Annotated in this window: 28 protein-coding genes; 20 read left to right on the top strand and 8 right to left on the bottom strand. The window is 38.1% G+C overall.

Features of this window, described 5'->3' with window-relative positions:
* Positions 1 to 2 precede the first annotated feature (2 nt).
* Complete coding sequence (locus tag EHQ16_RS06710) at positions 3 to 326, top strand: TRL-like family protein (protein ID WP_135634486.1); 324 nt, start codon at positions 3 to 5, stop codon at positions 324 to 326.
* Positions 323 to 676, top strand: coding sequence for a TRL domain-containing protein (locus EHQ16_RS06705; RefSeq protein WP_135634488.1), 354 nt, complete (start codon positions 323 to 325; stop codon positions 674 to 676). The genes EHQ16_RS06710 and EHQ16_RS06705 overlap by 4 nt, the downstream gene beginning before the upstream one ends.
* On the opposite strand, the gene EHQ16_RS06700 is transcribed toward EHQ16_RS06705, so the two are convergent.
* Positions 673 to 1629 carry a glycerophosphodiester phosphodiesterase gene (locus EHQ16_RS06700; RefSeq protein WP_135634489.1) on the bottom strand — a complete coding sequence of 319 codons (957 nt, stop codon included), beginning with the start codon at positions 1627 to 1629 and terminating at the stop codon, positions 673 to 675. The two genes, EHQ16_RS06705 and EHQ16_RS06700, sit on opposite strands and share 4 nt — an antisense overlap.
* A gap of 398 nt (positions 1630 to 2027) precedes the next feature.
* Between EHQ16_RS06700 and EHQ16_RS06695 the strand changes: the two genes are divergently transcribed.
* Entirely contained in the window at positions 2028 to 2516 is a 489-nt protein-coding gene (locus tag EHQ16_RS06695) for a helix-turn-helix domain-containing protein (protein ID WP_135634491.1), read from the top strand.
* A 60-nt stretch (positions 2517 to 2576) separates the two neighbouring features.
* Here EHQ16_RS06695 and fliG read toward each other — a convergent pair whose 3' ends face one another.
* Positions 2577 to 3590: a flagellar motor switch protein FliG gene (fliG, locus tag EHQ16_RS06690; protein ID WP_004785217.1), complete on the bottom strand. Its 1014-nt coding sequence runs from the start codon at positions 3588 to 3590 to the stop codon at positions 2577 to 2579.
* Positions 3591 to 3719: 129 nt separating this feature from the next.
* Here fliG and EHQ16_RS06685 point away from each other — a divergent pair, with 129 nt between their 5' ends.
* Positions 3720 to 4349: a TetR/AcrR family transcriptional regulator gene (locus EHQ16_RS06685; RefSeq protein ID WP_476737806.1), complete on the top strand. Its 630-nt coding sequence runs from the start codon at positions 3720 to 3722 to the stop codon at positions 4347 to 4349.
* A gap of 21 nt (positions 4350 to 4370) precedes the next feature.
* Entirely contained in the window at positions 4371 to 5336 is a 966-nt protein-coding gene (locus EHQ16_RS06680; RefSeq protein ID WP_135634493.1) for an MBL fold metallo-hydrolase, read from the top strand.
* A gap of 22 nt (positions 5337 to 5358) precedes the next feature.
* On the opposite strand, the gene EHQ16_RS06675 is transcribed toward EHQ16_RS06680, so the two are convergent.
* Complete coding sequence (locus tag EHQ16_RS06675) at positions 5359 to 5973, bottom strand: hypothetical protein (protein WP_135634495.1); 615 nt, start codon at positions 5971 to 5973, stop codon at positions 5359 to 5361.
* Between EHQ16_RS06675 and EHQ16_RS06670 the strand changes: the two genes are divergently transcribed.
* Complete coding sequence (locus EHQ16_RS06670) at positions 5972 to 7018, top strand: hypothetical protein (RefSeq protein ID WP_135634496.1); 1047 nt, start codon at positions 5972 to 5974, stop codon at positions 7016 to 7018. The genes EHQ16_RS06675 and EHQ16_RS06670 overlap by 2 nt on opposite strands.
* On the opposite strand, the gene EHQ16_RS06665 is transcribed toward EHQ16_RS06670, so the two are convergent.
* Positions 6992 to 7957 (bottom strand): M23 family metallopeptidase, encoded by a 966-nt coding sequence (locus tag EHQ16_RS06665; RefSeq protein ID WP_135634498.1) that lies wholly within the window; start codon positions 7955 to 7957, stop codon positions 6992 to 6994. The genes EHQ16_RS06670 and EHQ16_RS06665 overlap by 27 nt on opposite strands.
* Positions 7958 to 7972: 15 nt before the next feature.
* Positions 7973 to 10429, bottom strand: a complete 2457-nt coding sequence (locus EHQ16_RS06660) for a sensor domain-containing protein (RefSeq protein WP_135634500.1) — start codon at positions 10427 to 10429, stop codon at positions 7973 to 7975.
* A 239-nt stretch (positions 10430 to 10668) separates the two neighbouring features.
* Here EHQ16_RS06660 and EHQ16_RS06655 point away from each other — a divergent pair, with 239 nt between their 5' ends.
* Genes EHQ16_RS06655 through EHQ16_RS06640 form a run of 4 tightly spaced genes read left to right on the top strand, consistent with a single transcriptional unit; the run spans position 10669 to position 14673 of the window.
* The gene (locus EHQ16_RS06655; RefSeq protein WP_135634502.1) at positions 10669 to 11214 is read left to right on the top strand and encodes an LIC20153 family lipoprotein; all 546 of its coding nucleotides are present in this window, start codon (positions 10669 to 10671) and stop codon (positions 11212 to 11214) included.
* Between the two features lie 6 nt (positions 11215 to 11220).
* On the top strand, positions 11221 to 11877 hold the full coding sequence (locus tag EHQ16_RS06650; RefSeq protein ID WP_208742241.1) for an HmuY family protein: 657 nt from the start codon (positions 11221 to 11223) through the stop codon (positions 11875 to 11877).
* Positions 11877 to 14054, top strand: a complete 2178-nt coding sequence (locus EHQ16_RS06645) for a TonB-dependent receptor plug domain-containing protein (RefSeq protein WP_135634504.1) — start codon at positions 11877 to 11879, stop codon at positions 14052 to 14054. The genes EHQ16_RS06650 and EHQ16_RS06645 overlap by 1 nt, the downstream gene beginning before the upstream one ends.
* Entirely contained in the window at positions 14029 to 14673 is a 645-nt protein-coding gene (locus EHQ16_RS06640; RefSeq protein ID WP_135634506.1) for a hypothetical protein, read from the top strand. The genes EHQ16_RS06645 and EHQ16_RS06640 overlap by 26 nt, the downstream gene beginning before the upstream one ends.
* On the opposite strand, the gene EHQ16_RS06635 is transcribed toward EHQ16_RS06640, so the two are convergent.
* Together EHQ16_RS06635 and EHQ16_RS06630 are read right to left on the bottom strand one after the other, a co-directional pair.
* Complete coding sequence (locus tag EHQ16_RS06635) at positions 14670 to 15194, bottom strand: DUF3015 domain-containing protein (RefSeq protein ID WP_135634508.1); 525 nt, start codon at positions 15192 to 15194, stop codon at positions 14670 to 14672. The two genes, EHQ16_RS06640 and EHQ16_RS06635, sit on opposite strands and share 4 nt — an antisense overlap.
* A 14-nt stretch (positions 15195 to 15208) precedes the next feature.
* Positions 15209 to 15430: a hypothetical protein gene (locus EHQ16_RS06630; protein WP_135634511.1), complete on the bottom strand. Its 222-nt coding sequence runs from the start codon at positions 15428 to 15430 to the stop codon at positions 15209 to 15211.
* Positions 15431 to 15618: 188 nt separating this feature from the next.
* Here EHQ16_RS06630 and EHQ16_RS06620 point away from each other — a divergent pair, with 188 nt between their 5' ends.
* Positions 15619 to 16542: an FAD-binding oxidoreductase gene (locus tag EHQ16_RS06620; RefSeq protein ID WP_135634514.1), complete on the top strand. Its 924-nt coding sequence runs from the start codon at positions 15619 to 15621 to the stop codon at positions 16540 to 16542.
* Between the two features lies 1 nt (position 16543).
* Positions 16544 to 16765: a transcriptional coactivator p15/PC4 family protein gene (locus tag EHQ16_RS06615; RefSeq protein WP_004785453.1), complete on the top strand. Its 222-nt coding sequence runs from the start codon at positions 16544 to 16546 to the stop codon at positions 16763 to 16765.
* A 1-nt stretch (position 16766) separates the two neighbouring features.
* Here EHQ16_RS06615 and EHQ16_RS06610 read toward each other — a convergent pair whose 3' ends face one another.
* The gene (locus EHQ16_RS06610; protein ID WP_167482638.1) at positions 16767 to 18422 is read right to left on the bottom strand and encodes an anti-sigma factor antagonist; all 1656 of its coding nucleotides are present in this window, start codon (positions 18420 to 18422) and stop codon (positions 16767 to 16769) included.
* Between the two features lie 72 nt (positions 18423 to 18494).
* Here EHQ16_RS06610 and EHQ16_RS06605 point away from each other — a divergent pair, with 72 nt between their 5' ends.
* From EHQ16_RS06605 to EHQ16_RS19640, 8 genes are read left to right on the top strand one after another with little or no spacing between them, the layout of a single operon-like run.
* Entirely contained in the window at positions 18495 to 19205 is a 711-nt protein-coding gene (locus tag EHQ16_RS06605; RefSeq protein ID WP_135634516.1) for a 7-carboxy-7-deazaguanine synthase QueE, read from the top strand.
* Positions 19205 to 22048 carry a DEAD/DEAH box helicase gene (locus EHQ16_RS06600; protein WP_135634518.1) on the top strand — a complete coding sequence of 948 codons (2844 nt, stop codon included), beginning with the start codon at positions 19205 to 19207 and terminating at the stop codon, positions 22046 to 22048. Before EHQ16_RS06605 ends, EHQ16_RS06600 begins: the two co-directional genes overlap by 1 nt.
* Positions 22049 to 22087: 39 nt before the next feature.
* The gene (locus EHQ16_RS06595; protein ID WP_135634520.1) at positions 22088 to 23353 is read left to right on the top strand and encodes a dicarboxylate/amino acid:cation symporter; all 1266 of its coding nucleotides are present in this window, start codon (positions 22088 to 22090) and stop codon (positions 23351 to 23353) included.
* On the top strand, positions 23340 to 24191 hold the full coding sequence (locus tag EHQ16_RS06590; RefSeq protein WP_135634522.1) for an SGNH/GDSL hydrolase family protein: 852 nt from the start codon (positions 23340 to 23342) through the stop codon (positions 24189 to 24191). Before EHQ16_RS06595 ends, EHQ16_RS06590 begins: the two co-directional genes overlap by 14 nt.
* 2 nt (positions 24192 to 24193) lie before the next feature.
* The gene (locus EHQ16_RS06585; RefSeq protein WP_135634525.1) at positions 24194 to 25015 is read left to right on the top strand and encodes a hypothetical protein; all 822 of its coding nucleotides are present in this window, start codon (positions 24194 to 24196) and stop codon (positions 25013 to 25015) included.
* Between the two features lie 3 nt (positions 25016 to 25018).
* The gene (locus tag EHQ16_RS06580) at positions 25019 to 25336 is read left to right on the top strand and encodes a TRL-like family protein (protein ID WP_135634528.1); all 318 of its coding nucleotides are present in this window, start codon (positions 25019 to 25021) and stop codon (positions 25334 to 25336) included.
* Positions 25333 to 25578, top strand: a complete 246-nt coding sequence (locus tag EHQ16_RS06575; protein ID WP_135634530.1) for a hypothetical protein — start codon at positions 25333 to 25335, stop codon at positions 25576 to 25578. The genes EHQ16_RS06580 and EHQ16_RS06575 overlap by 4 nt, the downstream gene beginning before the upstream one ends.
* Positions 25514 to 25900: a TRL-like family protein gene (locus tag EHQ16_RS19640; protein WP_135634533.1), complete on the top strand. Its 387-nt coding sequence runs from the start codon at positions 25514 to 25516 to the stop codon at positions 25898 to 25900. The genes EHQ16_RS06575 and EHQ16_RS19640 overlap by 65 nt, the downstream gene beginning before the upstream one ends.
* Position 25901 lies beyond the last annotated feature (1 nt).

Here is a 25901-nt window from a genome sequence, read left to right as displayed (position 1 = left end):
TTTTGAATCGGACTTTTTTCTTTTCTACTCTGCTTGTGGTTTTTTCTAGTTTGTTCTTTGGAAACTGCGCTTCCCCTGGGTTTGGGCCCCGGGGTTTTCTTTATACAAAAACCAAAATTGGAATTTTTGGAACGGGGGAATCTTCCAAAAGACGAGCCACTTCTTGCGTACACTCTGTACTAGGACTTGTTTCTTTTGGGGATGCTTCTTTGGAATTTTTAAAGTCTAGATCCAAAATTCAAAATGTTACCGAAACCAATTGGACAACACTATCCATCGTTGGAATTTATGCAAATCTCTGTGTTGAGATCTCTGGTAACGAATGAAACTAAATTCCAAATCAAAAATAAAATCATTCGTAATTTTGATTTCCACCGCTCTAACTCTATCTATTTGTAATTGTATTAATTTAGGCCAACCACAAGGACTAGGACCTAACGGTTTTTTGTATGCTTCCTATTCCTTGGGTTTGTCTGAACGTAACTTACCAAAACTCCCCTTAAAAAAAGGAAAGGCTTGTGTCAAACGTTACGGTTTCTTTTTTACTTCGGGAAATGCAAGTATCGAATCTGCAGCCAATGCAGGTGAGATTTTAGACATCTATCGAATCGAAAAAGAGGCAACGAATTACCTCTCTCTCTATTCTTCACTTTGTACAGTGGTTTGGGGAATTTAAGGTTCTTTGCGAACCACTCCATCCAACAAATCAGGGTAGTCAGAAATAATTCCATCCACACCGCAAGAAACAAGTCGTTTCATTTCTTTTTCTGTATTGACTGTCCAAGGAATGACAAACAAACCTTTGTCATGCGAATTTTTTACAAACTTAGGAGTTACATACAGAAAGTAAGGAGAAATGATGTCCGCCTGTTTTTCTTTTGCTACGGAAACAATTGTATCTCGGTATCCATTTCCAAATCCTATCGTCATTAAAAAACCTTGGAAATAGGTCGGAACAAACAAAGCACTGGTTTTCACTTTCGCATTTTTTGCTTTTGAAAAAGCCAAGGTGCGAAGGTCAAAAGATTGGATTGTGGAACGATCCACAACTTTATACTTTTCAATGATTTGAATTAGTTTTTCCGTATGTTCTTTTACCAAACTATCGGGAGCCGATCCATCGTCAGGAAATTTTGTTTCGATATTAAATTCATAAACTTCCTTTGATTTTTTTTCAGAAGAAATGACTTTTTCAAAAAACTCTTCTAAGGACAGAAGTTTGGTTCCAGGAACAGGGGTTTGTTTTGGAAAATTAGGATTTTTTTTAGATCCACAATCATAAGATTGTAATTCAGCTAATGTCAGTTCATACAGAGAAGTTTTTTTGATTTCTGTTCCTTCCGCATTTTGGCAAATCACTGGATTTGTATCGGAATCATGGTGGATCACAATTCGTTTGTCTTTGGTGAGAACCGTATCCAACTCCAAAGTGACCATTTTGTATTTCATGGCTTCTTCAAAAGCTGGCCAAGTATTTTCTGGTTTAAGACCTCTCGCACCACGATGTCCTTGTAAATCCAGCACCTTACGCAAACGATTCGGTGTCTCCACGGTCGCGCAGTTAGTGGAATAAAAAGCAACTAAACTAATAAAGATTAAACTAATTCTAAGTTTTTGGATTTGGTTCATCAATGGTTTCCTTTCGATCCTTTCTAAAGGATTCCATCTTAAGCATCTATGATGGTGATAAAGGAATTTTTCTCCTCCCGATTTAAAAAGAAAATTCTGTCTTTTTCTAAATCTAGGAGAATTACGGGGAAATGAGCAGAGTTTCCGCAGAAAAGGGTGGAAAATTAGAGAATTCGAATGATCGAAATAAGAAAAGGGTGGAAAAAACGAGTCCACCGCCTAGGGTAACCTCGGTGGCGGACTCCAGAAAGGAAATTTAGCGTAACTTGAGCCTAACGGTTCTTTCCTGCTGTAAGTCAATCCATTCCATGCGAATCTTATTCATCCAGAACGTTAAGAACGTTTTTGGAGCCTTTTCAGACCGTTATTAACGGTATTTTTGAATTTTTTTTTACAACATGGAAAAACAGAACTATTTTAGAACCTATCGCGAGAAACGAAAGCTAACACGAGTTGAATTATCTGAGAAATTGGATATACCTCGTTCGGCTCTAGAACTTTTAGAATCTGATGATTGGATCCGATCAAAATTTGATTATGTCGTTTTGGTCGCCAAAGAACTGGGACTTTCTCTGATTGAACTCATCAAACAAGAATTCGACTACGATTTAGAAAAAGAATTTTTTAACGAGGAAGAATTTGAGGAAATTGTGGCACGTTATGCCAACGCCAGGGTCACATTGATTCTATCGGAACTCAAACTGTTCTGTCGAAATGCAAAAGTTCGTTTGGATGATTTTGACATTACTGAATTGTCATTCTCAATGGGAAACCTTCACAAACTCATTACTTTAAATCAAAAATTGGAACGAAATGAAATTTCCGCCAAAGATGCACTCATTGAATTCCCTCCTAAATGGGGAAAGTTCAGCAATCGCAACAAATAGATTATAGATTTTTCGAATTTTCTAAAAAACTAATGAAACCTGGAAAATAGAACTTGTGAACTAAACCACAAGTTCGTCTTCTCCCGCACGAGCCACAACGATCTCGCCCGCTTCTTCCAGTTTACGGATGATGTTTACAATTTTTTGCTGTGCATCTTCCACGTCTTTCAAACGAACAGGACCCATAAAGTCCATATCTTCTCTGAGTAGGTTTGCCGCACGTTTGGACATGTTTTTAAAGATTTTATCTTGTACTTCAGAATCCACAGACTTTAACGCTTTCGCCAAATCGGTGTTATCCACTTCTCGCATTACCTTTTGGATCGCACGGTCATCGAGGAGAACAATATCTTCGAATACGAACATCCGTTTTTTGATCTCTTCTGCAAGTTCCGGGTCTTCTTCTTCCAAAGCCTCGATGATGGTTTTTTCCGTTCCCCGGTCTACAAGGTTCAAAATTTCCACCACAGAATCAATACCCCCAGCAGAGGTATAATCCTCAGAAGCAAGAGTAGAGAGTTTACGCTCGAGCACCCGTTCTACCTCGCGGAGTACGTCCGGTGATACCCGGTCCATCGTTGCAATCCGTTTGGCCACTTCCGCTTGGATCTGGTGTGGAAGGTTCGATAAGATATTGGATGCTTTTTGCGGATCCAAATAAGAAAGAATAAGGGCGATGGTTTGCGGATGTTCCCCCTGGATAAAGTTGAGGAGGTGGGCCGGGTCAGTCCTTCTGATAAAGTCAAAGGGCCTTACTTGTAAAGACGAAGTGAGCCGGTTGATGATATCGATGGCTTTCTGATTTCCGAGAGCTTTTTCGAGTAGGCCCCGAGCAAAGTCAATACCACCATTGGTGATAAACTCCTGGGCCATCATGAGTTCATTGAACTCAACAAGTACCTTTTCTTTATCTTCCGGAGTGATTTTATCTAAACGAGCAATTTCGAACGTAATTTGTTCGATCTCGTCTTCACGAAGGTGTTTGAAGATTTCGGATGCCACTTCGTTTCCAACCGCAACCAAAAAGATGGCGGCCTTTTGTCTTCCTGTGAGCGATGGCTTCTTATTGATCATACTTCGTCCCGAAATCCGTACTACTTAGTTTATCGGCCGGGTCTAGAAAAAACAATGAGATTTATTCTGAAGGAAAAAAGCGATCACCACCGATTCCCCTCTTTTGATTCGGATTTTTAGACTTCATTCTTGCCGATACTTTTTTATGTTGACCGGTCTATTATTTTCTTTTCCAATGGTTTTGTGGGCAAAAAAGGCGGAGAAACCAAACAAAAGATGATCGAAGTCATGTCTGGACTTTTAGAAGAATCCGGGTATGAAGCAACGGGCCTTACCGAATTAGGGAAGGAAACGGGTACACCTAAAGGTTCTCTATACTTTCACTTTCCTGGCGGAAAAGACGAACTCACAAGTCTTGCCCTCCTTCATTCCGGGAACCAATTGAATTTGTTTTTCCAATCAGTTTTAGCAGAAACGGAATCTCCAACACAAGCCATCAAACAAGTATTCCATGCATTGGAGGATCGAATTGTATCTAGCGATTACAAAAAGGGATGTCCCATCGCAACAACTGCTATGGAAACTGCCGGTTCCGTTCCTAGTGTTTCCGATGTTTGTGCCGAGGTTTATTCTCTATGGTTAAAAACCTTTGAGACTTATTTGGTGGAAAAAGGTTACAGTAGTCGTTTGGCAAAAAATCTTTCTCTTTCTCTACTCTCTTTATGGGAAGGGGCCATGTTACTTTCTAAACTACAAAAATCACCAGAGCCATTACGTGTGGCCGCAAAAACGGCAGAATTACTTTTCAAACAAAACTAAATTTTTATAGGAAAATCAAAAATGAATCTCAAATCTAAAATATTTTTAACCGTTAGCCTAACGATTGTAATCTGTTTTTTTCTCTATTTTCTTGGATACCCTAAAGAAGAGATTCCCTCTTTTACGGCGGAAAAAGAAGTAACCTCTCCTCTCATCCCAAAACCAATCGGAAAATCAAATGTAGTTTTTTCTATTCTCAAAACGGGAGAAGCAACAACATTGGAAGCCTTTGTCATAGAAGGTGGTTCCGTATTCAAAACTGTCACGGTTGCCCATTCCGCTTTTTACATCCAACATCCCAAAGGAAATTTTTTATTTGATACGGGTCTTGGAACCAAAGTCAAAGAACAGTTCCAAGTTTTTCCTTTGTATCTAAAACTTTTAATGGATTACAAACCATTCCAAACAGCCTACAAACAATTGGAATCCAATGGAATTGCTCCTACATCGATCCAGGATGTATTTTTTTCCCATCTCCATTGGGATCATGCCAGTGGTTTAAAAGATTTTCCTTTAGCTAAAATACATAGTTTACCAGATGAATTGAATCAGCCTAAAATAGAATTAGGTTATATCCCATCTCAGTTTGATGGAGATTCTGTCAACTGGAGCTATCTACAATTCCAAAATAAACCTTACGCATCTTATGCGAAAAGTATCGATTGGTTTGGAGATGGAACTGTTGTATTTGTTCCCATGAAAGGCCATAGTGAAGGTTCAGTAGGTCTTTTTTTACATACGAAAAATGGACAAGTTTACTTTCTCACAGGGGATATTGTGTGGCGCAAAGAAGGTTTTACGAACAAAAGCCACAAACCAAGGGGAGCCAGATGGATTGTGGATTTTGATACAAAAAGTCTAGGTGATGAAATTGCTCGAGTTCATGATTTGGTCCAAAACAACGAAGAATTACAAATCATCCCGGCCCATGATCACGATGTACAATCTAAACTTGGTTTTTATCCCGTGTTAGTGGGAAACAAATGATTCTAAAATTTAATTGATACCATTAGGTTGATTCTTCTGGATTTTTAATTTCTGTTTGTTTCTCCTTCGAAAGTAAAGATTTGATTCCTTGGATCGATTGTTCCATTTGTTTTATTTCTTCTAACAAATGACCCCGGTTCTCTTGGATATTTTCATGAAACAAATGGGCGTTCCCTACCAAATTGTGGTAATCCTTAGAGAGTTGGTGGAGGGCGGATTCCCAAGTTTTGGGTTGGATCCGTCTTTTTTTCCAATATAGTTTTTTTCCGAATCTATAAACCCATTGGCCGAGACCGATGGCATGTAAGGGAAGAAGAATGTAGAATGAAGCAAGAATAACCTTTCCATAAGAGATTTCTTTCGAAAACAAACCCCAAAAATAGATCCAAAGCACAGAGAGTAACAAAACTGCAATGGTGAGGTTGGCCTTCGGAGTTTTAGGAGAAACCGAATTGAAAATGGAAAGGAGGATGACAGAAAAGATAAGTAAAAGGAGAACTTCCCAAGGGACTAAAGTAAAAAACAAATCCCAAAACTTTTGAAAATTCTCCCAACTGGTTTTGATCTGGTTGATTGTGGTTTGGATTTCAACTATTTGGTTTTGAATTTTTTGAAAGAAGTCTGTAATCGCCGACATGAAACAAACACTATCTAAAATCAAAAATCATGCAAGTGGTTTCTTTGCTAAGTTCTTGGCTCCCAAAACCCCAAGAAACTTACTCATTTTATATGCAATCATTGCCATTCCCTTTTTCATTTACCACGAATCCCATTTACCTTGGCATTATATTTTTGTCCTCTGCCTAGTTTCATTGGTCGTTGGGCTTTTGATCACTTATGGGAGTTTGTATGTCATCAATCGTTATTGGGCAGAAACTTTTCACCCATTCATCGAGTTAGGTGTTGTTGTATTATTTATCTTCGCTTTATGGTTGGCTGAGGTTCTGGTTTTTGAAGCCGGAGCCGTGTTCCTAGTTATATTTGTGGCCATTGCATTTCTCATTCGTGTCCTCCATCTCGAGGAGTATGCGCGCCTTTTGATTGCAGCTTGCCTGATTGCTAGTAACGCACTCATTGCTTTCAAAGCTTTACAAGGTGCAGAAAAATTATCTGCTTATCTCCTTTTTAAAAACAAATACCAAATTGAAGAAAAGGACATGAACGGTTGGGAAGTCACAGACAATAACCAATATTGGAACCAGGAATTGCAGTTTGGATTTACTCTACCCGAGGGATTTTATTTTTTTAAACCAGAAGACTTAACCATGGAGAACAAAACTGGGGCCGGTCAAATTGCGGGGCTTCTTGCTTTCAGTGATCATGATGCCAACAGATATCCTTTTGTACGGATCTTTTATTTTCCTGATTATTTAGGATTTCAGGAAAACCAAGCTGTCTCAGAATTTTCAGAATACCTTAAAATAGAAGTGAGTAAGGGAGATATTGAAGACATCCAAGAAATCCAACAAAAAGAATTGGAACCTTTTATTATCACATCAAAGTTTTGGACTTTTTATGACCTACTTAGACCTCGTTATGCGAAAACAGGATTTGTTTTAGTGGAAACTTCTAACCACGACAAACTATTATTACACATTACTGAGAATTTAGAAAAAGGAGAAATTCACGAACAAGGCATTCGTGAATTTTTAGCTTCAATTCGATTCGGCAATCGACTGTAAGGCGATCAAAGAAAGAGGATCCACAAGTGTGTCATTAATTTTGGCACCCAAATGGAGATGTGGCCCAGTAGACATTCCAGTTGTCCCTACAGCTCCTATGATCTGACCTTGTTTCACAACATCACCTACTTTGACTTTGATTTCATCTTGGTGCATATAAAATGAAAAGATTTTATTGCCGTGATCTACAATGGTAAAATTTCCCTCATAATAAGTTTTTCTCGCAAGAACCACAACCCCATCTTGGATCGCAAAAATCGGTGTTCCTGTTTTTCCACGAAAATCTACTCCACCATGTGGCCGACCTTGTTTGTTATTATAGTCTCGCCTAACATAAAATTTACTTGTGATAAAGATTTTTTCCAGAGGATTTTTAAAGTTATTAGCAAATTGTAACGGACTTTGTTTTGCAAAAGCAGCTTCTTTTGCTGTTTTACATTCTTGGATAAAATCTAAGGTTTCTTTGGGAAGTTCTTTGGTAACAAACTTCTCATCCACTTTGATCTGTTGATTTTTTTTGATCACTTGGAACTTGGTTGGTTCTAAGATGATTTGGTATTGTTTTTGTCCTCGTTTGACAAAAAAGATTTTTGATACAATTTCGAGGGTCATAGCCCCTGCCGGTGTATCAGGAGAAACAGGCAAAAAAGCAACCATACTCTTTTCCCTTTTCGTGAGAATCACATCTTTTCCCAACCAACTAACTTTAAAGGATTCGTTAATCCATTTTTTATCTTTAGGAGTTAAACGAAGGAAAATCACTTCCCCCCTTCCAAATCTTCTTGCTTCCATTAAAAGTGAAAAATTCTTTTCTTCTTTTTTTACGAAGTAATTGGTGGGAGATACTTTTGCAGATTTTTTTTTCACCTCGCGCGATTCCGCAGGAACAGCACGAACAATAGATAAAATTAAAACTATAAAAGATAAGAACCGTATCATCTCTTTAAACTTCGGCTATTTTGTTTTAGCAGATTCGTTAAAATTTTTAACGAAAGTAACAAAATCTTCTGCAGGTAGAGGTTTGCTATAAAGATAACCTTGGATCATATGGCATCCTAAATCGTGTAATAAATCCCTTTGAACAGGGTTTTCTACACCTTCTGCAATCACTTCCATACCTAAGGAATGTGCCATATTGATAATGGCTTTACAAATGGCCCTATCATCCTCGTTTATTTCCAAATCAATCACAAACGATCTATCAATTTTTAGAACATCTGCATTGATTTTTTTCAGATAACTCAAAGAACTATACCCCGTTCCAAAATCATCGATCGAAACCTTAATTCCAAGACCCGCTAAGTATTCAAATGCTTCGATACTTTTTTCTGGATTCTCCATGATGGAACTTTCTGTTAATTCCAACTCGATTTCTTCAGGATGGATACCAAATTGGAGAATTGTTGATTGAACGCGATGAGACCAATTAGCGCGTGCTAACTGCTTTCCGCTCACATTGATACTTACGGGAAAGGATGGAAGATCTAGACAGTTCCATTCTTTTTTTAACCGACAAGCTTCCTCTAAAACCCAATCACCGATCCTTTCTATAATTCCAGAATCTTCAGCAACAGGAATAAATTCCACAGGAGGAACCCAACCTCGTTCTGGATGTTTCCAACGAATGAGAGCTTCGGCTCCACAAACTTGATTGGTCACAGTAGATATTTTTGGTTGGAAAAAAAGAATGAGTTCTTCGTTTTGAATGGCCTTTCGTAATGAATTTTCAATGTACAATCTTTTTTCAGAACGAAGGATAAGTTCGTTGGTATAAAACTTAAAATTGTTTCTACCAAGTTCTTTAGCTTTGTACATTGCCATATCCGAATTTTTTAATAACTCGGAAGTAGAAACTCCATCGTTAGGAGAAAGTGCGATTCCCATACTAATGGTGGTAAATAAATCACGACCCATAATATGGAATGGTTGGCTTAAAATATCTAAAATTTTTTGTGCAAATTCTGCTGCGGCACTTTTATTCAAAACATCTACTTTTAAAATAGCAAACTCATCACCACCAAACCTAGCTACCGTATCAACCTCGGTCATCACTCGTTTGAGTCTGGCACCTACCATTTGTAAAAGAATATCACCTTTAGTATGGCCCAAACTATCGTTGATGAACTTGAAGTTATCGATATCAAAAAAATAAAAAGCGAGTAAAGTCTCCGTGGACTTATGATTTTTTAATGCTTGGTTTGCATGATCAATAAATAAGGTTCTGTTTGATAAACCTGTTAATGCATCGTAATACGCTAGATATGTAATTCTTTCTTCGGATAGTTTTCGTTCGGTAATATCAACACCGAAACTAATAAAACGTTTTTTATTAGTTTCTGCATCATCAATTGGAATGTACTTTCTTAAAAGATAAGTTACTTTATCATTACTATCTTGAATCAGTTCTTCAAATTCTACAATTTCGTTTTCTTTAGCAGCTACATCTAAATATTTTTTTCGTTTTTCATGAAAATCGATTGGCAGTTCTAATTTTTCGGCAAGTTCTACGTCTGTTTTTTTATATAACCATTTTCGAATTTCTTTATTCGATAAAAATACCGGGTTTGTGTATTCGTATTGGTAATTGGAATTTAACACTGCAATGTCTGAGTCCAAGTTGTCCAAAATGAACTCATAAAATGCCTTTTGATTTTTTACTTGTTCTTGGGATCTTTTTCTTTCTGTGATATCACGGAACGTTGCCCAAATTGCCATTTTACCATTCACAGGAAACAATCGAAAAGATGATTCTGTTGGGATCAAATTTCCCGATTTTGTTTTTAGAGCAGTACTTTCAATGAGGTTTCCTTGAAACTCTTCATCCTCATCTACTTCCACAGGAGGCATAAAAAATGAAAATTCTTTGCCTACAATTTCTTCTAAAGGATATTCTAATACAACAACTGCCTGTTTGTTGGCGTTGATGATCTGGTTGGTTCCAGGATCAATCTGCATTAAAATATCTAACGACTCTTCGAAAACGTTTTGAAGGACAATTACCTTTTCTCTGATTTTATCATAAGCAATCGAACGGTTCATATCCTCTATGAGCCTTTCCGCAAAGTTTAAAATTAAATCTAAAATCCCAATGGAATAAGTTGGTTCTGCGAGATGCAAAAAAGTAGGATGGGCTGCTTGTTCCAACTCGGTAGGAGTTAATGGTGTTACTGATAATAATATATAGGGAGATTCTGGAAATTCTTCAAAAATGAACTTTTGTTTCTCTAGAACTTTAGGATCATTCCAAAATAAGAAGACAGCAGACTCTTTGATGGTTCCTGGTTTGATTTCTAGAATAGAATGAAAGCTATGAACATTGCATGATTCAATGTTTGTTATGTCACGTAGTATGCGATTATAAAAATCATGATCAGACTCTTCGATATAGATCGTAATTTGTTTGAGTGACATGACCTTGGCATAGTAGACGAAAAATCGTTTTCCTTACAATTGATTTTTTTGAGACTATGTTCTTAGATGAATGCGAACCATCTTATATCAGAGTTAAAAAATTTTAATGACCAAAGTTCGGACATCCCCATGGGATCTGTCATGATTTTGTCAGTTTTCTAAAAAAAATAGATTCTAGGTAAAATGAATTTGATTCTCATTACTAGTACTCAAGTTTGGATAAAAAAGACCGAGGTTCTATGAAATCCCTTCAAAATAAGACAAAATTAATCATTCTATTAGGTTTGGTAGCTGGACTTTTCCTCCAGTGTGAAAAAAAGGACGATGACAAGGATAAGACACTCCTTCTTGGTCTTGCTGCATTGACTAATTCTCCTGGTGATTGCACAGTTTCTGCACCTCCTAGAGCAAGTATCAATACTTGGAGTAACCCCGTAACCGCAAACGGAACAGCAACCATTAGCAAAATTGGTTCAGTACCAATAGTAGGTCATCAAACAGCAGCACTCAAACTAACAGCAAAGAATGGAACTGCCGTTGCTCTTAGTGGTAATGCTTTTGTCATCGTATACCAATCTTCAACTTGCCCTCTATCCAATTCAACTAGATCTGGTTTTACACCGACAAGTCTAACAGACTCCAATAGCGAGTTCACTAACTCTTACACAGTGTCTGGAACAGGGACTATAACTTTTACGACTGCTGCTGATTATTATATTTTCTTTTATGCGATTCCATCGCGCGGACAATCTGCAAGCGTAACTTACGTTGTTACTGGCTTATAAAGAAATTTGAAGTTCTTAGTCATTGGGATTCTATTTTTATTGAGTTTTTGTGCAAGGCAGAAGTCTGCCTTGTCTGACGAAGACTTATATGTAAACCAATTGATCACCAACTTGGTCAATGCGGGGAATCCCAATGCTTTGGATAAAATTGTATTCTCTAAATCCAATGGAGATGGAAGTTATACAACTAGGTTCAATGCAACCAATTTAGATTTTTATATTTACTTTCAATTTGACGGAAACAAACAAATTCCTTTTTCAGAAAAAGATTCTCTTACTTGGGATCTTGCATTTAACAGATACAAGGCAGCTACAAATTCCGGAGAAACTAATCGTTTTGGTCTTGGCGGCGCATGTAAGAGCAATACAACTGATTTCGGTATTGCTAGTTCCACTTCTGCTGCAAGCCAAGGATGTTCTTCCTTTACCGTTGATGTTGCCACCACTACACAAGGCATCGGTGGAGCAGGAACAACATATATAGGAAGCGCTATTGTAACTGAATGGTATTTTTACACCATTGGATTTTTAACTCCGAAACCTGATATCTTTCTCATTCGAGGAGGAACCGGTCTTTCTACTTACGCTGTTCATATTGAAAACTATTATAGTGATGCGGGAACTTCTGGTTATCCGACCATCCGATGGAAAAAACTTCCCTAATGCATTCTTTCATTCAGTTCCTATTTCCTATCCTTTGTCTCTTTGTACTTTTTATTGGAGAGGTACATTCCCAAACACGTCCGAAAGATACGGGAAAAAATACCAAAACAACTGACCAAATTCCAAATACACAAACAACACCCAAAGAATCAGAAACAAAGGATTCTAATCCTCAAACAACGGGAACAACAACTGCACCAACTTCTGAAACAGGAACCGGTGAGCCAACAACTCCTAACGAAGAAGTAGACCGGTTTAAAGATTTGGACAATAAAAATGGAATTGTTGTTACGGGATCAAGAGGGGAACGCCGTTTAAAAGATTCTGCGGTAGCGACAGAAGTTATTTCTCGCAAACGAATCGAACAAACCGGGGCACGTAACTTAGGTGAGGTGCTAGAAACTCAAACGGGAATCAATGTAACTCCGTTTTTTGGTGGGTCACAGGTGCAAATGTTAGGCCTCGATTCCAAATATGTTCTGTTTCTTGTCGATGGACAACGGATTGCAGGCCGATTGAACAATACAATTGACCTCACTCGATTTAAGGTTCAAAATATCGAACGAGTTGAAATTGTAAAAGGAAGTTCTTCTTCTTTATACGGCGCCGATGCCATTGGTGGAGTGATCAATATCATCACCAAACAAGCTGAAAAACCTGAACATTACCAATTCCGAACTACTTACGGAAACGGAAGGCAAACCCATTTTGGATCCCAAGGTGAGAAGAACATGATCGCCGATGTTGGGTTTAAAAATGAATATGTTGCTTCCAATTTTTTTGGTGGATTCAACCAATCAGCAGCTTACGACTTAGATCCCAAAACTCCAGCCACTACAGGAAATGCATTCCAAGATGCAAACGTTGGTGGAAACATGATCTTCAATCCCGATGGCCAACTGAAAGTAAAAACAGGTATTAATTATTTAAATCGAAACCAAGCAGGGATTGATTCCAGAGCCAATGGTGGAGTTTTTGATAGAACCAACCTAACAAACGACTTTCTTGGATTAGGTGCTTTAGAATATACTTACGGTAAAAAAAATATGGTTTCATTTCGAGGAAATTTTTCTCGTTGGGAAAACCACTATAAATTAGACCAAAGAAATTCTAATGAACTCGATGTAAAAGAAATCACCAATGAGTTCTCTTCCCAAGGTGTCGCACAGATTGATCACGAAATTAATAATGATCATATGATCACTGCTGGGGTTGAATCCTATTCGGAAGAATTACAATCTGACAGATTACAAAGAAGAAATGCTTATAGAACAAGAAGAGCTGCCTTCATCCAAGATGAATGGGTGATTTGGCGCCAAGGTTTTGTTTGGCGACTTGTTCCAGGGGTTCGTCATGATGTGGATTCCCAATTTGGTGGACAGACTACTCCAAAAATTGCAACAAAAGTAGATATCACAAGCGACTTAGTTTTTCGTGCTAGTTATGGAAAAGGATTCCGCCCTCCTTCATTCAGAGAATTGTATTTACGTTTTGAAAACCCAGGTGTTGGGTATGTGGTTGATGGAAATGACAAACTTAGACCTGAAAAATCTACAACTGTCAACGCAGACATCGAATACACTCCTTTTAAATTTTGGACTCTATCCTTAAGTGTATTTCGTAACGATATCACAGATCTCATCCAATACAGTTTTGGAACGAGAACCAGTGAATTTGCCAACTTCCAATTAAAGAACATCCAACGTGCCTACACTAGAGGTGTGGAAGCCGGATCCCGAGTTCGATTTCTTAAATATTTTGCTTTGGAACTAGGTTACAACCAAACGGATACAAGAGACCTAACAACCGATAGACCCTTGGAGGGAAGAGCCCTACACCAAGGAACAATGAACTTTTTTGTCAATGCCCCAGGCGGTTGGGAATTTGCCCTGCGTGCCAAACGTTTAGACAAACGGCCGTTTTATAGTACAACCAACGAATTCACTGCGGGATCAAGCACTGCTCTTATAGACCAACAAACCAAAAGCGTAGAAGAGAACAATAAGGTCGTTTATGGAAAACCATTTACCTTACTGAACGTACGGATGGAGAAAAAATTCTTCGATGGTAGGATGTCTTTGTTTTTAGGAGTAGACAACGTCCTAGACCAATACGAGCTTACATACAATCCCATTCGGCCCAGGTTTTACTATGGTGGACTCCAAGCCACTTTTTGAACTTAGTTCTCATAAAACAACATTCATTGTTCTTGTTTTTTACTTGGTTTACGGGGTCGTTTTGTACGCCGACGAATCCAAGTTAAATGCAAAACAAACAAAAGTTTTAAAAGAATCTTTTTCCTATTTAGAATCTCTAGAACCCAAACGGATCAAAATCGACAAACCCACCTACACCAAACTCACACAATTCGAATCTATATTTAAGTTTGGTTTTTCAGGAAAAAAACTATCCCGTTGGATCCAATCTCGAATCAAAAAATATTCTTACGGATCTACAGGTGAATACATAGCAATGTATCATGATGGAGATGTTTTACTGGGTCGCCCATTTTTTAGTTTGAGTCGTTTAGATCGAGTCCTTGTTTTACTACACGAAGCAAGGCATGCGGATGGAAAAAACTATGGCCATGTAGTATGCCCAGAAAATTTCCAATTTTTAAATCCCCGCGATTGGAAAATCCATCCCGCAGGAAAAAAGGGCTGTGATTCGGTTGTCGATGGTGGTTATGGAATCACAGCTGCGTTTTTATTTGAATTAGGTGCTTATGGTTATCTCAACCCAACAGAAGCAGCACATAGATACAATTCAGAAATTTCGCGAGTCATCCGCGACTAATACAAACAGGCTTGTTTTAAAGTTGGATCTTCTGCAATTTTAGATTTGATCCTAGATAAAATCAATTTGGATCTTGGGACAGAATCATTAGCTGCAGTTTGAAAAATATAGGAATATTGTTCTTTCATTAACTTTCCTAATTCCTGGTCATGAGTTGGACAACCTAATAGAGATGCGATCGTTCGTATCCTTTCTCCCGTTCCCCTTGATGTTTCCACTTCTAGAGGGCCTTCATTATAACTGAGAAAAACTTCCTGAACTCGATCTGCTCGGACAATCCCATCAGTGGTACAATTCGATGTTCCTGAAGTGATTCCAAAAGTTTGAGATGACAAACTTGTATTTGTGGTGGCTGCAAGGACTTGGCCAATATCATTTTTCCAAACAGGAACCATGGATCCAAGTCCACATCCTGCCATCCCATAAGGTTCGGCTGAAATCTGATTGGAAATTGTAAATAAAAAAACACTAACAAGCGCTAGTTGAATGTTGACGAAAATACGGATACCGAGTCTAGACATATAAACCTCGTTAATTAGAAAGAAAATAAAGAATCGGAATTACGATCGATTTGTGGAAGTCTATGTCCATGTGCCAAAATTTCCCCTGACATAGAGAGAACGGCCCAGGATTTTTCTTCTTTTGTTTTGGTTTGCAGGGATTGGATCATCGAATTTGTGAACGATTCCAATTTTTGATGAAGTACGGTATTGGGAAGTGGCAACGGTTTCTTTTCTTGTGCTTCAGTTGATCTCATGCAATTTGTTTTCCCCGTTGTCTTTAGGATCGGCGAGGGGGCCGGAATGACTAAAGTTTAAAAACTCCAAAAAATGAGTCAAGAAGAGACATAATTCCGAGGAGGAAAAATGAAAACTCTAACTTCTCCTTTTCCCGAAGCATCGGAATGCCAAACTTGACCAAAAACCACCTGTTACGAGGACGACTTTGCTTACCCCTCAGATCAATCTGTTTAAAAAATCCAATCCTATCTTAGCCCAAGTCCTAGCGAACACCCGTTTGACTCCCGAACCGGGAAAAGGCAAACGACCCGCGAAGGAAGGAGATTCGGCAGTACATCGAATCACCATTGCCGTAGACCATAATACTTATCCTTATATGATCGGGCAAAGTGCGGGTATCATTCCTCCAGGTGTGGATCCGGAAAAACAAGCCAAAGGATCCGCCGACCCATCATATACCATCCGTTTGTATTCTATTGCTTCACCATCATTCAGTTTTGGACAAACCAAAGATAATATTGAATTCGTGGTGAAAAGGGACAATGTGTACGATGAAAATGGAAACCTTGTTCATAAAGGTGTTTGTTCCAATTATCTTTGTGATTTGAAACCAGGTGATACGGTTACGATGACAGGACCCGCTGGAAAAAAATTCCTTTTACCTCAAGTGGATTACTCAGGAGATATTTTCTTTTTTGCCACAGGGACAGGGATCAGTCCATTTTTTGGAATGGTGGAAGAACTTCTCGTCCAAAAACTAATTTCCTTCCAAGGAAATGTTTGGTTGGTTTATGGAGCACCTTATTCCGATGAAATCGTTTTACGCGATTATTTTGAAGATATGGCAAAAAACCATCCCAACTTTCACTTTGTAACGGCGATTAGCCGAGAAGAAAAAAATTCTTTTGATGGCGGAAAGATGTACATCACACACCGTGCAAAAGAAAATGCAGAATCCATTAAAAATGCTGTCAATGGAAACGGTAAGTTTTATATTTGTGGCGGTCCGAAGGGAATGGAAAAAGGAGTCATACAAGAAATCATGTCTGCTTGCGGAACTGATCTTTCCTATGATGAATTCAAAAAACACCTGGAAGAAAAAGAACAACTTTTTGTAGAGACGTACTAAAATGGCAAAAACAGGAATCATTCGAGACATTGACAAAGGTAGAGGAGAAGTCATCCGCGTGGAGATTTCCGAATACAAAGGACAAACTTTTTTTAACATTCGAGTTTGGTATACCGATCCCAACGGAGAACTAAAACCGACGCAGAAAGGAATCGCCATTGCACCGGCTTTGGTTGGTGATTTAAAAGAAGCAATCGAAGAAGCAGAACGTTGGTTGGCTTAAACTAACTAGGTTTTTTATCTCCTTCGTTTGCATAAATAATCCTCTGTAAAATTTCTTTGGCAGAGGAAACAGTTTCTGCCACACGAATGTGGTTGTACAACCGAGTGATTTCGAAAATCTTTTTTACCGAATCATGGATGTTGGCAACCACAAGTTCACCACCTCGCCTTCGCAACCAACCCACAATCTGAATCACCATTCCAATCGCAGAAGAATCAATATGTGAGGTATTGGCAAAATCAAAAACAATATATCTATATCCTTCTGAAAGTTTTTGTTCAATCAAAAGTTTGATTTCTGGACATTTGTACAAATCAATATCACCGATTGTCTTATATTCAAATATTTCATCATGAAGGACAATATCCTTTAGATCCAATTTTTCTGGGCCTTTCATGAGTATTTGTGAATTCATAAATAAATGTTTATTTAGGTCATCGGACTTAGTTGTAATTTTAGTTTCTAAAACTTGCAAACGACTAAGAACAGATCCCAGTGCGTTGGGAGCAAAATGTAAATTTTCTTTTATATCTTGAATAAGGCCAAATAACAAAGCTTTGGCGTCTTCGTTATGACCACATTTGATTAAGTCAGAAATTTCTCGAATCCCACTCGTAGCATTGGCAACCAAAATTTCGACCAAAACATCTGGGTCTTGTTTCCCTCGATTCTTTCCCTTTGGAAATTGAAAAGATTCCTTTGTAGACTCTAAAGCATTTTGTTGTAACAAATTATAATAAGAAACGTTCACTTCACAAAAAGGCGATTCTGTTTGGTCCACTCGACCATCGATTTCCAAACGTAAAACTAAATTACGAATGTCGTCGGCTCTCAGATCACCTAACTGCAAATTGATTTTTTGTCTCGAAATGGTTTTAGAATCACCTAAGAATTCATCAAATTCCTCTGCAATTTGGTGGGATGTTTCTGATAAAACCTGTTTCAATCGAACACCAGGAGCAAGTTGTAACTCCACATCGATGGCTTGTGCATACAAGGCACCAATGTCTCCAAATTCATCGAAGAAAATATCAGCAGCCTTTTCTGGATTGTCTATATAATGAAAATTTCCTCCACCCGCCTTTGCTATTTCCACCAACATCTCTTCATTAAAATCGTTTCCGACCCCAATCGTCGTAGTCGAAATTCCCATTGCTAAATGGTCTTCGGCAATTTTTACCAATGCTTCTTTTTCTTTAATTCCAGAAGTGGGATTGCCATCGGTAAGTAATAAAACTCTTTTGTAGGCATTTGGGATTTTTGACTGGCTTAGGTTTTTCAATGCTGACAACCATCCGCCGCTTAAATTGGTAGAAGTAGCAACCTGGATGTTTCGAATTTTATCCGTAACAGAAACTTTTTCTGTTAGGTGGGTGACTGGTTGGATGATTTGTACATCTGCTGAATAAGCAACAATCGCTACTGCATCATGTCTTGTAAGCCAATGTATGAGGGCACAAGAAGCATCAATCACCGCTTCCATTTTTTCACCTTTCATCGACCAACTTTTATCAATCGTAAGACCAATGACCAAAGGTTTACGTTCCTCAATCTTCGGGTTTGCCGGAGTTCGAAACCGTAACAAAAGATGGGTTTCCTGAATCTCTTTTTCTTGGATGATTGGGTATTCCAATTTAGCATCTACGAACATGACCATCAAAAGCAAATTCTGAATAAATGTTTTCGCAAGAACAATTTAAAGGATTCTGACATAGAAGGAAACATCACAATGTTTGGAAAAATTCATGAAGTCTATTCTTCCATTTCTGGCGAAGGAATTTCACAAGGAATCCCTACAGTTTTTATTCGTTTTGCCGGATGTTCCTTACGTTGTGGCAAAACAGATTCAAGAGCATTATGGTGTGACACAGCTTACGCTTTGGGACCAAACCAAGGTACAGAAAAAAGTTTAGATTCCCTTTGGTCAGAGTTAGAAAGTTTAGATTCCCATCATGGATACCAAGTTTTGCTTACTGGTGGCGAACCCTTAGAAGGAAAAAATAGAGATCTATCCACAGCCCTTGCCAAACGCATTTATCATTTCAGAACCGATCAAAATTTACCCTACCCTGCTTCCCGCGTGGAAACCAATGGAAGCGAACGAATCACCGAAGATCCATTTTTTATTTTCACTATGGACTATAAATTACCTGGGTCAGGGATGGAAGACCGGATGGATCAGGAAAATTTCCGGATTCTAGAAAAGAGACATAATTCACTTGACGAAATCAAGTTCGTTGTGCGAGATAGAATCGACTTTGAAAGAAGTATCGAAGTCATTCGCGAAAAAAAAATACACACAAATATATTGTATTCGCCCGTCCACGGTGAAGTGGATGCCAAAGAACTGGTTGAATGGATCAAAGTAGACAATCCACCTAAGTGTCGTTTGTCGCTTCAAATTCACAAAGTGCTTTGGGGAAATCAGAAAGGAGTTTGATGGAAGTCCCTACTCAATTAAGTTTAGATTTTGAAACAACGGTTGAACCAAAACAAACAAACGAGTATGGGTTTCTCATCGATGAACCAGAGTTAGGTCTCGCAAAGGTAACAAAAGAATCACCCACTTCTGTGGAACTGTTCTTTGAATCCAAAGAAATTTTTCGAACACTCAACAAATCAAATAAAAACTTACAGTTTTTAAACCAATACCCCGAATCACTTCGGGCCTGGGAAGAATTTCCGAAAGCAATGGACTTGGCATTAGATGCAAGCCAACTCAAACTCACTTATAATTTTAATAAACTATCCTCTCTTTCTAATTCTAGAACTCGTTTATTACCTCATCAGATTGAATCTACCTTCATTGTTGCCAATAGTTTAAAACCAAGGTTTATTTTAGCAGATGAAGTGGGTCTTGGAAAAACCATTGAAGCTGGTCTTGCCGTAAAAGAACTTATGTTTCGGCGCGGCCTCAAACGTGTGCTTGTGGTGGCACCTTCTCCTCTCCTTGTCCAATGGCAACAAGAGATGAAAAACAAATTCAATGAAGAATTTGCCATTGTTCGCAGAAGGAACTTTGTCACAAACGGCCCAGACCATTGGCGAAACTTTAACAAAATCATTACCTCGATAGATTTCATTAAAAACCCAAGATATGCAGAAGAAATCCTGGGAACCAAATGGGATATTGTGGTATTTGATGAAGCACATAGACTTCGTCGTGATTATTCCAAAATCACACGTGGGTATTTGTTTGCTGAAAAAATTGCAAGAAAAACCGAATGCCTCCTCCTTCTCACGGCCACTCCATTTCGTGGAAAACTAGAAGAACTTTTTTATCTCATGCACTTAGTCGATCCCAATATCCTTGGGCCGTATCATACATTCGTAAATGACTATGTGGTTGGACAAAAAGGGGACTTAAAGGAAAAAATCTCCAAAGTATTACTTCGTCGTCGGAAAGTAGAAGTAGGTGGGTTTACCAAACGTTTTGCAAAGACGGTTCGGATCGATCTTTCTCCCATTGAACGTGCGTTTTATGACGAGACTACTGATTATGTAAAACGCGAATACAATATGGCAATGGGTACAAAAAACCGTGCCATTGGTTTTGTGATGGTGGTTTTCCAAAAACTTTTGGATTCTTCCGTCATTGCCCTCCTTTCTGCCTTACAAAAAAGAAAATTTATGTTGGAATCCAAATTCCATTACATGAAAGAACATGAAACCACTCTCGATGATTGGGATTTAGATGAAACAGAAGGTGTCGAAGATTTCATCACTGAGTTAGAAGATGAAGAAATGTCTAGTTTCCAAAGGATCAAACGAGAGCTATTCACTCTCAATCGCCTCATCCATTTGGGAAAACAAATCAAAGAAGATAAAAAAACTCAAAAACTAAAAGAAACTCTCTATCGTTTAAAGAAAGAAGGTCATAAAAAATTTATTATCTTCACACAATTTCGAACCACACAAGACCATTTACAATCAGTTCTAGAACCAGACTTCAAGGTTTCTCCTTTCCACGGTTCTTTGAGTATGGATGAAAAAGAAGTCGCTATCCAAAAATTTAAAGAAGACTTTGAAATTTTAATTTGTACAGAAGCCGGTGGCGAAGGTCGTAACTTACAATTTGCCAATATCTTATTTAACTATGACTTACCTTGGAGCCCACTAAAAATCGAACAAAGGATTGGAAGGATCCATCGATTTGGACAAAAAGACAATGTTTATATCTTTAACTTTGCTTCCAAAGATACAGTAGCAGAAAGAATTTTAGAAGTGCTCACAAATAAAATCCGTTTGTTTGAAGAATCCATTGGAGCTTCGGATGACTTACTCGGAACCATCGAAGAGGAACTTGATTTCAACTCAAGCCTTATGAAATTTGTGACCGGAACTAAAACAAAAGAAGAATTAGAAACCGAATTTGACCTGCGCATCCAAGTCGCCCAAAAAGGATTTGAAAAACTCAATGCCCTGGTCACACCGAAAGTTTTAGACTTCAATTTAAAAGACTACTACGACCATACATTAGAAGAAAGAGAATGGAATAACAGCCATCTCGAAGAAGTAGTCGCCCAAGGTTCTAAGTTTTTCCAATCTTATCTACCTGGAACTTTAACTTCAGTTGGCAAGGGATCCTACGAATATAAAAATACCGACGGGAAAATCAAAAAAGCTACTTTTGATTCCGATTTAGCACTCACAAATGACTCTCTCGAATTTATGGCCTTTGGTCATCCCTTTGTCGAAAAAGTAACGGAATTACTCACACAAAGTGATGTGGGGCGTAAAAAGAAATACCTACTCTCTAGTGCCTTAGGTCAAAAAATCCTTTTTGTTTTCCAAGTTGAATTTGATTTTTCTCTCAAACGAAAAGATCTTTTTTTCGTTGAATTTGATTTAAAGAAAAAAAGAACTTCTGTCCTTACCGAAAAACCAGCAGAATGGGCAGATGCAAAAACTTATGTGCCTGAAAAAGAACTTCCTCTTTCAAAACTAGAAGAGGCGTTGATTCATTGTTACCCGGTAGTGGAATCAGAGGCAGAAACTAAAAAAGAGATTCTTCGAAAAGAAACTTTGTCTATCTTTCAAAAAGAAGAATACAAAGTAGAACTTTCTCACCAAAAAACCATCCGTCAGTTAGAAGAAAAACTAATGCGCCAAGAGGCCGCTTATAAATGGGACAATCGTCCTGAAAAAAAAGCAGTCCTACATAAAACAATGAAAGAAATCCAACGTGCAAAAGACGAATATACAGTGGAAATTCGCAAAATCAAAAACGGTGCGAAAATTTTTCATAAAATCCGACTCTTTCAAACTTATATAAGTATTTAAATTCATTTACATAGAATTTCTAAAAGATAAAATTTGGGAATGTTCTTTCCCAAAATTCCTTTTTGGATTCAGATTCTCGTATCTTTATTGTTAGGTTTGATTTTCGGAATTCTTTTGAATCCGGAATCTGGTTTTGTCTCGGCTCTCAGTTTAAAGCCATATTTACCGTGGATGAAACTTCCTGGAGATCTTTTTTTAAATCTACTCCAAATGATAATGATCCCATTAGTCATTGTTTCGATTGCCCTTGGGGTTTCCAGTTTACGAAATTTAAAGGATCTTTGGAGTTTGGGAAGCAAAACTCTGGTTTATTTTATTTTTACCACTATTGTTGCCGTCAGTATTGGGATTTCTCTCACACTGATAATCAAACCTGGAAACCATATCCAAACCCAAACAACTACAATAAATCAAAACATACCTTCCACTGACTTAGACTCAAAACAAGAATCCATCCCAGAAATCATAGCCAACATCATTCCCAAAAACTTAGTTAATGTTTGGTCCAAACAACAAATGTTATCTGTTGTTTTTTTTGGAATGATTTTGGGAATATTTTTTCTGACTTCCCGCGATTCAGGTGCGGCCTTAAAAGCATTCTGTCATTCGCTGGAAAGTTTTTGTTTATGGGTTGTGGCCACAGCAATGAAGTTAGCTCCTTTAGCTGTTTTAGGGCTTATGAGTTATGCTATGGTACAAATTGGATTTTCTCTTTTGTTAGGACTTGTATCTTATATTGGAACAGTTCTTTTCGGACTCCTTTGTGTTTTGATTTTTTACGGAATTTTGATTTTGATTTTTACTGGGAAAAATCCCATTCGTTTCCTGATCCAAGTTCGTGAAATTCCCTTACTTGGTTTTTCTACTTCTAGTTCCAGCTCTGTCCTTCCCTATTCCTTAAAACTAGCAAAAGAAAAATTGAAACTAAAAGAAACAGTGTCTGACTTTGTTCTTCCGCTTGGTGCAACCATCAATATGGACGGAACGGCATTGTACCAAGCCGTAGCTACGGTTTTCTTAAGCCAAGTTTACCAAGTAGATCTTTCCCCTCTAGACTTGTTTTTGTTAGTTGGGACAGTAACAGCTGCTTCCATTGGGACTGCTGCCACACCAGGGGTGGGACTTGTTATCCTCGCATCCATCCTCTATACCTTCCAAATCCCGATCGAAGGAATCACTATTCTTTTTGGAGTTGACCGGTTTTTAGATATGTGTAGAACTTCAGTAAATCTGACCGGCGATCTATCTTGTGCCTTTATCATGGACCATATCTGGAAGGAAACCAAACCCAATGAAAAAAATTAAATACGCTGCTCTTTTAGGAATCTTAACCTTCCTAATCCATTGTGATACCAAAAAGGATTATTTTGAAGATGTTGGGGCTCATTTCCTTTGTAACACCTACGCCGTTTGTAATGGGGAAACTCCTGCAAAAACAGGAATCATTGGTGATAGTTGGACAGACATTCTTCTCGGATATCCAGCGGTCGAAACTCTAAGACCCCAATTGGAAAATCGTTTCCAATATAAATTCGTTGGTGCTACACTCGGTGGAAAAACTTTACAACAAGTAGTCAACCAAGGCCTACAATTCCAAGTCATTGACCAAGGCGGAGCTGATATGAAAGTCATCATCCTATCGCTCGGTGGTAATGACATCCAAGCAAATCTTTCCGAGTACATAGGAAACGTAAGTACAGTTCAAGCGCAGAGATTTGCTACCATCAAAGCCAATCTCAAACAAATGATTGTTACTGGTAATGCTTACAAAATCGCTAGATTCGGTGGAGCCCCTATAAAATGGATCATCCATGGATACGACTATCCCAATCCTTATATGTCACCGGCGATTGCAGGTTCCGACGAAGGATGCAAAACCAAATTTGATCGTGTAGGACTTATTGTTCCTGATGCGGCCGCATTCACTTCAGCGCAACTAGATTCTTTTAACAATCTACTAGTAGATATCGCCAGAGAAGAACCTTCGTTTATCTATGTGGATTTAAGAAACACATTAGGTGGAAAACCATTTTCACGCGCCGAATTTATGTTAGATTGTATTCATGCAAACAACTTAGGATATACACTTCTTGCCGACAAATTTGCAAGATTAATTTATCCGATCACAAATGTAGGATTTTAAATATGAAAAATATAATCATCATTTCTCTAGTTTTTCTATCTTCGGTTGTTACGTTATATTCCCAACCAACATCCTCAAATACTGGTTTTGCGCATCCCCTCCAAGTAGAACCTGTAGCAGTTTATACAAAAATCAGAGGTAACGTAGGTTACTGGGATAAAAACTTCAACGGTGTTAAGGAAATTAATAAAAACGTAAACATCGAAGGTGAATATAAATTCTCCGAATCTTTTTCTGTTATTTCCTCCATAGGTAGAACAGAATACTCCCAAACAGATTCAGCAAAAGAAATCACTTGGGATCGTTGGAATGGAGGTATTAAATATGGAAAAATTTTTGATAATGGATCTTCCCAATTTTTAATTGGTGGGGGTTTGCGAATTTATGATAAAAAAAGAAACGCAGAATTTCGCGAGAAAGAAAATCCCGATTTTTATTTGATCCGACCCAACTTCGGACTGGGTTACAAACGCGGTATCTTCCAAATCATGTCAGAGTTTCGTTTCCAAACAGAAACCAACCGACATGGAAAAGAGTCTAGTTTGGAAGAATTCAAAAGATACTACCAAGTAGGAATTGCTCCTTCTTTTGCCATTGCTGATTCTGTTCGTATCTTTACCGAACTTGAATATAGAGAACCCCTTGATAAAACCGCTGATAAAAATTTACGTTATTTTAATTTTTATCCAGGTGTATCGATGAATACAGAAAGTTTTGGTAATTTTAGTTTTTCATTTTTAATGGGAGTTCTTCCCAAAGGAGAGAACGCTATGGACCGAGGTGTTCGATTCTCCTATTTCTACTTTTTTGATACAAGCCAGTAGAGTATGAAAAAAGTTTTATTCTTACCGTTGGTGTTTTCTTTAGTTCACTGTCTCAGTGTACAAACAGGAAATCCTTCGGTAACAATATTTCAAAACAAAGGACAAGAAGGTTGGCATTCTCCAGGCAAAATTCCGTTACCCACCGATCGTTTTGTTGAATCCTGCACTACAAATTACTTTGGTCTTGTGAGTTTAGGAAATGCAAGTTTCGATTTCATTCCACGGAACACTCGCCCTAAAGAAATTCACAGTTTGGATCATTACTACAAAAACCAATATTTCTTTTTCCAAGAACTTTGTTTGCGTGTCACCGGACGATGAAACAGAACATTGACTCCCTCAGCGAATTTGCTAAAAAACTAAAGAGTGGACTTATCTATGAAGAAATAGAATCCAAATTGAAGGATTTCCATTCCAAAAAAAACAATGTATCTAACAAATCTTTGGATGCATTAACTGCAAAAATCCAAAAGAAAGAAGAACAAATCGAAAAACTTTATGACGATATCATCCTTTTACAAAATAAACTTTCTAAACTTTTGGATTTGGAACTCAAAAAATAAATGCCGCCAAGCTTCCATTCGGTTCTTTTATTTTTTGATTTCCCTCCTCACTCTCACATCTTCCTGCGCTAGTTCTGGATTTGGAACCCAGGGTCTACTCTATGAGGATCAAAGAATCAGCATGATGGAGACAGGGAATCCTGCCAGTAAGGAAGGAATCGCCTGTGCTAAATCCTACCTGGGCCTAGTCGCTTTGGGAGACGCGTCCGTAGAGATCGCCCAAAAGAATGGAAATATTAGGGAAATTACGTCTATTGAACTAGAAACTTTTAATTTCTTCGGGATTTACGCAAAACTCTGCACGGTTACCAAGGGAAATTAGT

This window comes from Leptospira kanakyensis (assembly GCF_004769235.1).
GTDB lineage: Bacteria > Spirochaetota > Leptospiria > Leptospirales > Leptospiraceae > Leptospira_A > Leptospira_A kanakyensis.
The sequence above is the reverse complement of the archived record's forward strand: the minus strand, read 5'-3'. Positions and strand labels throughout refer to the sequence as shown.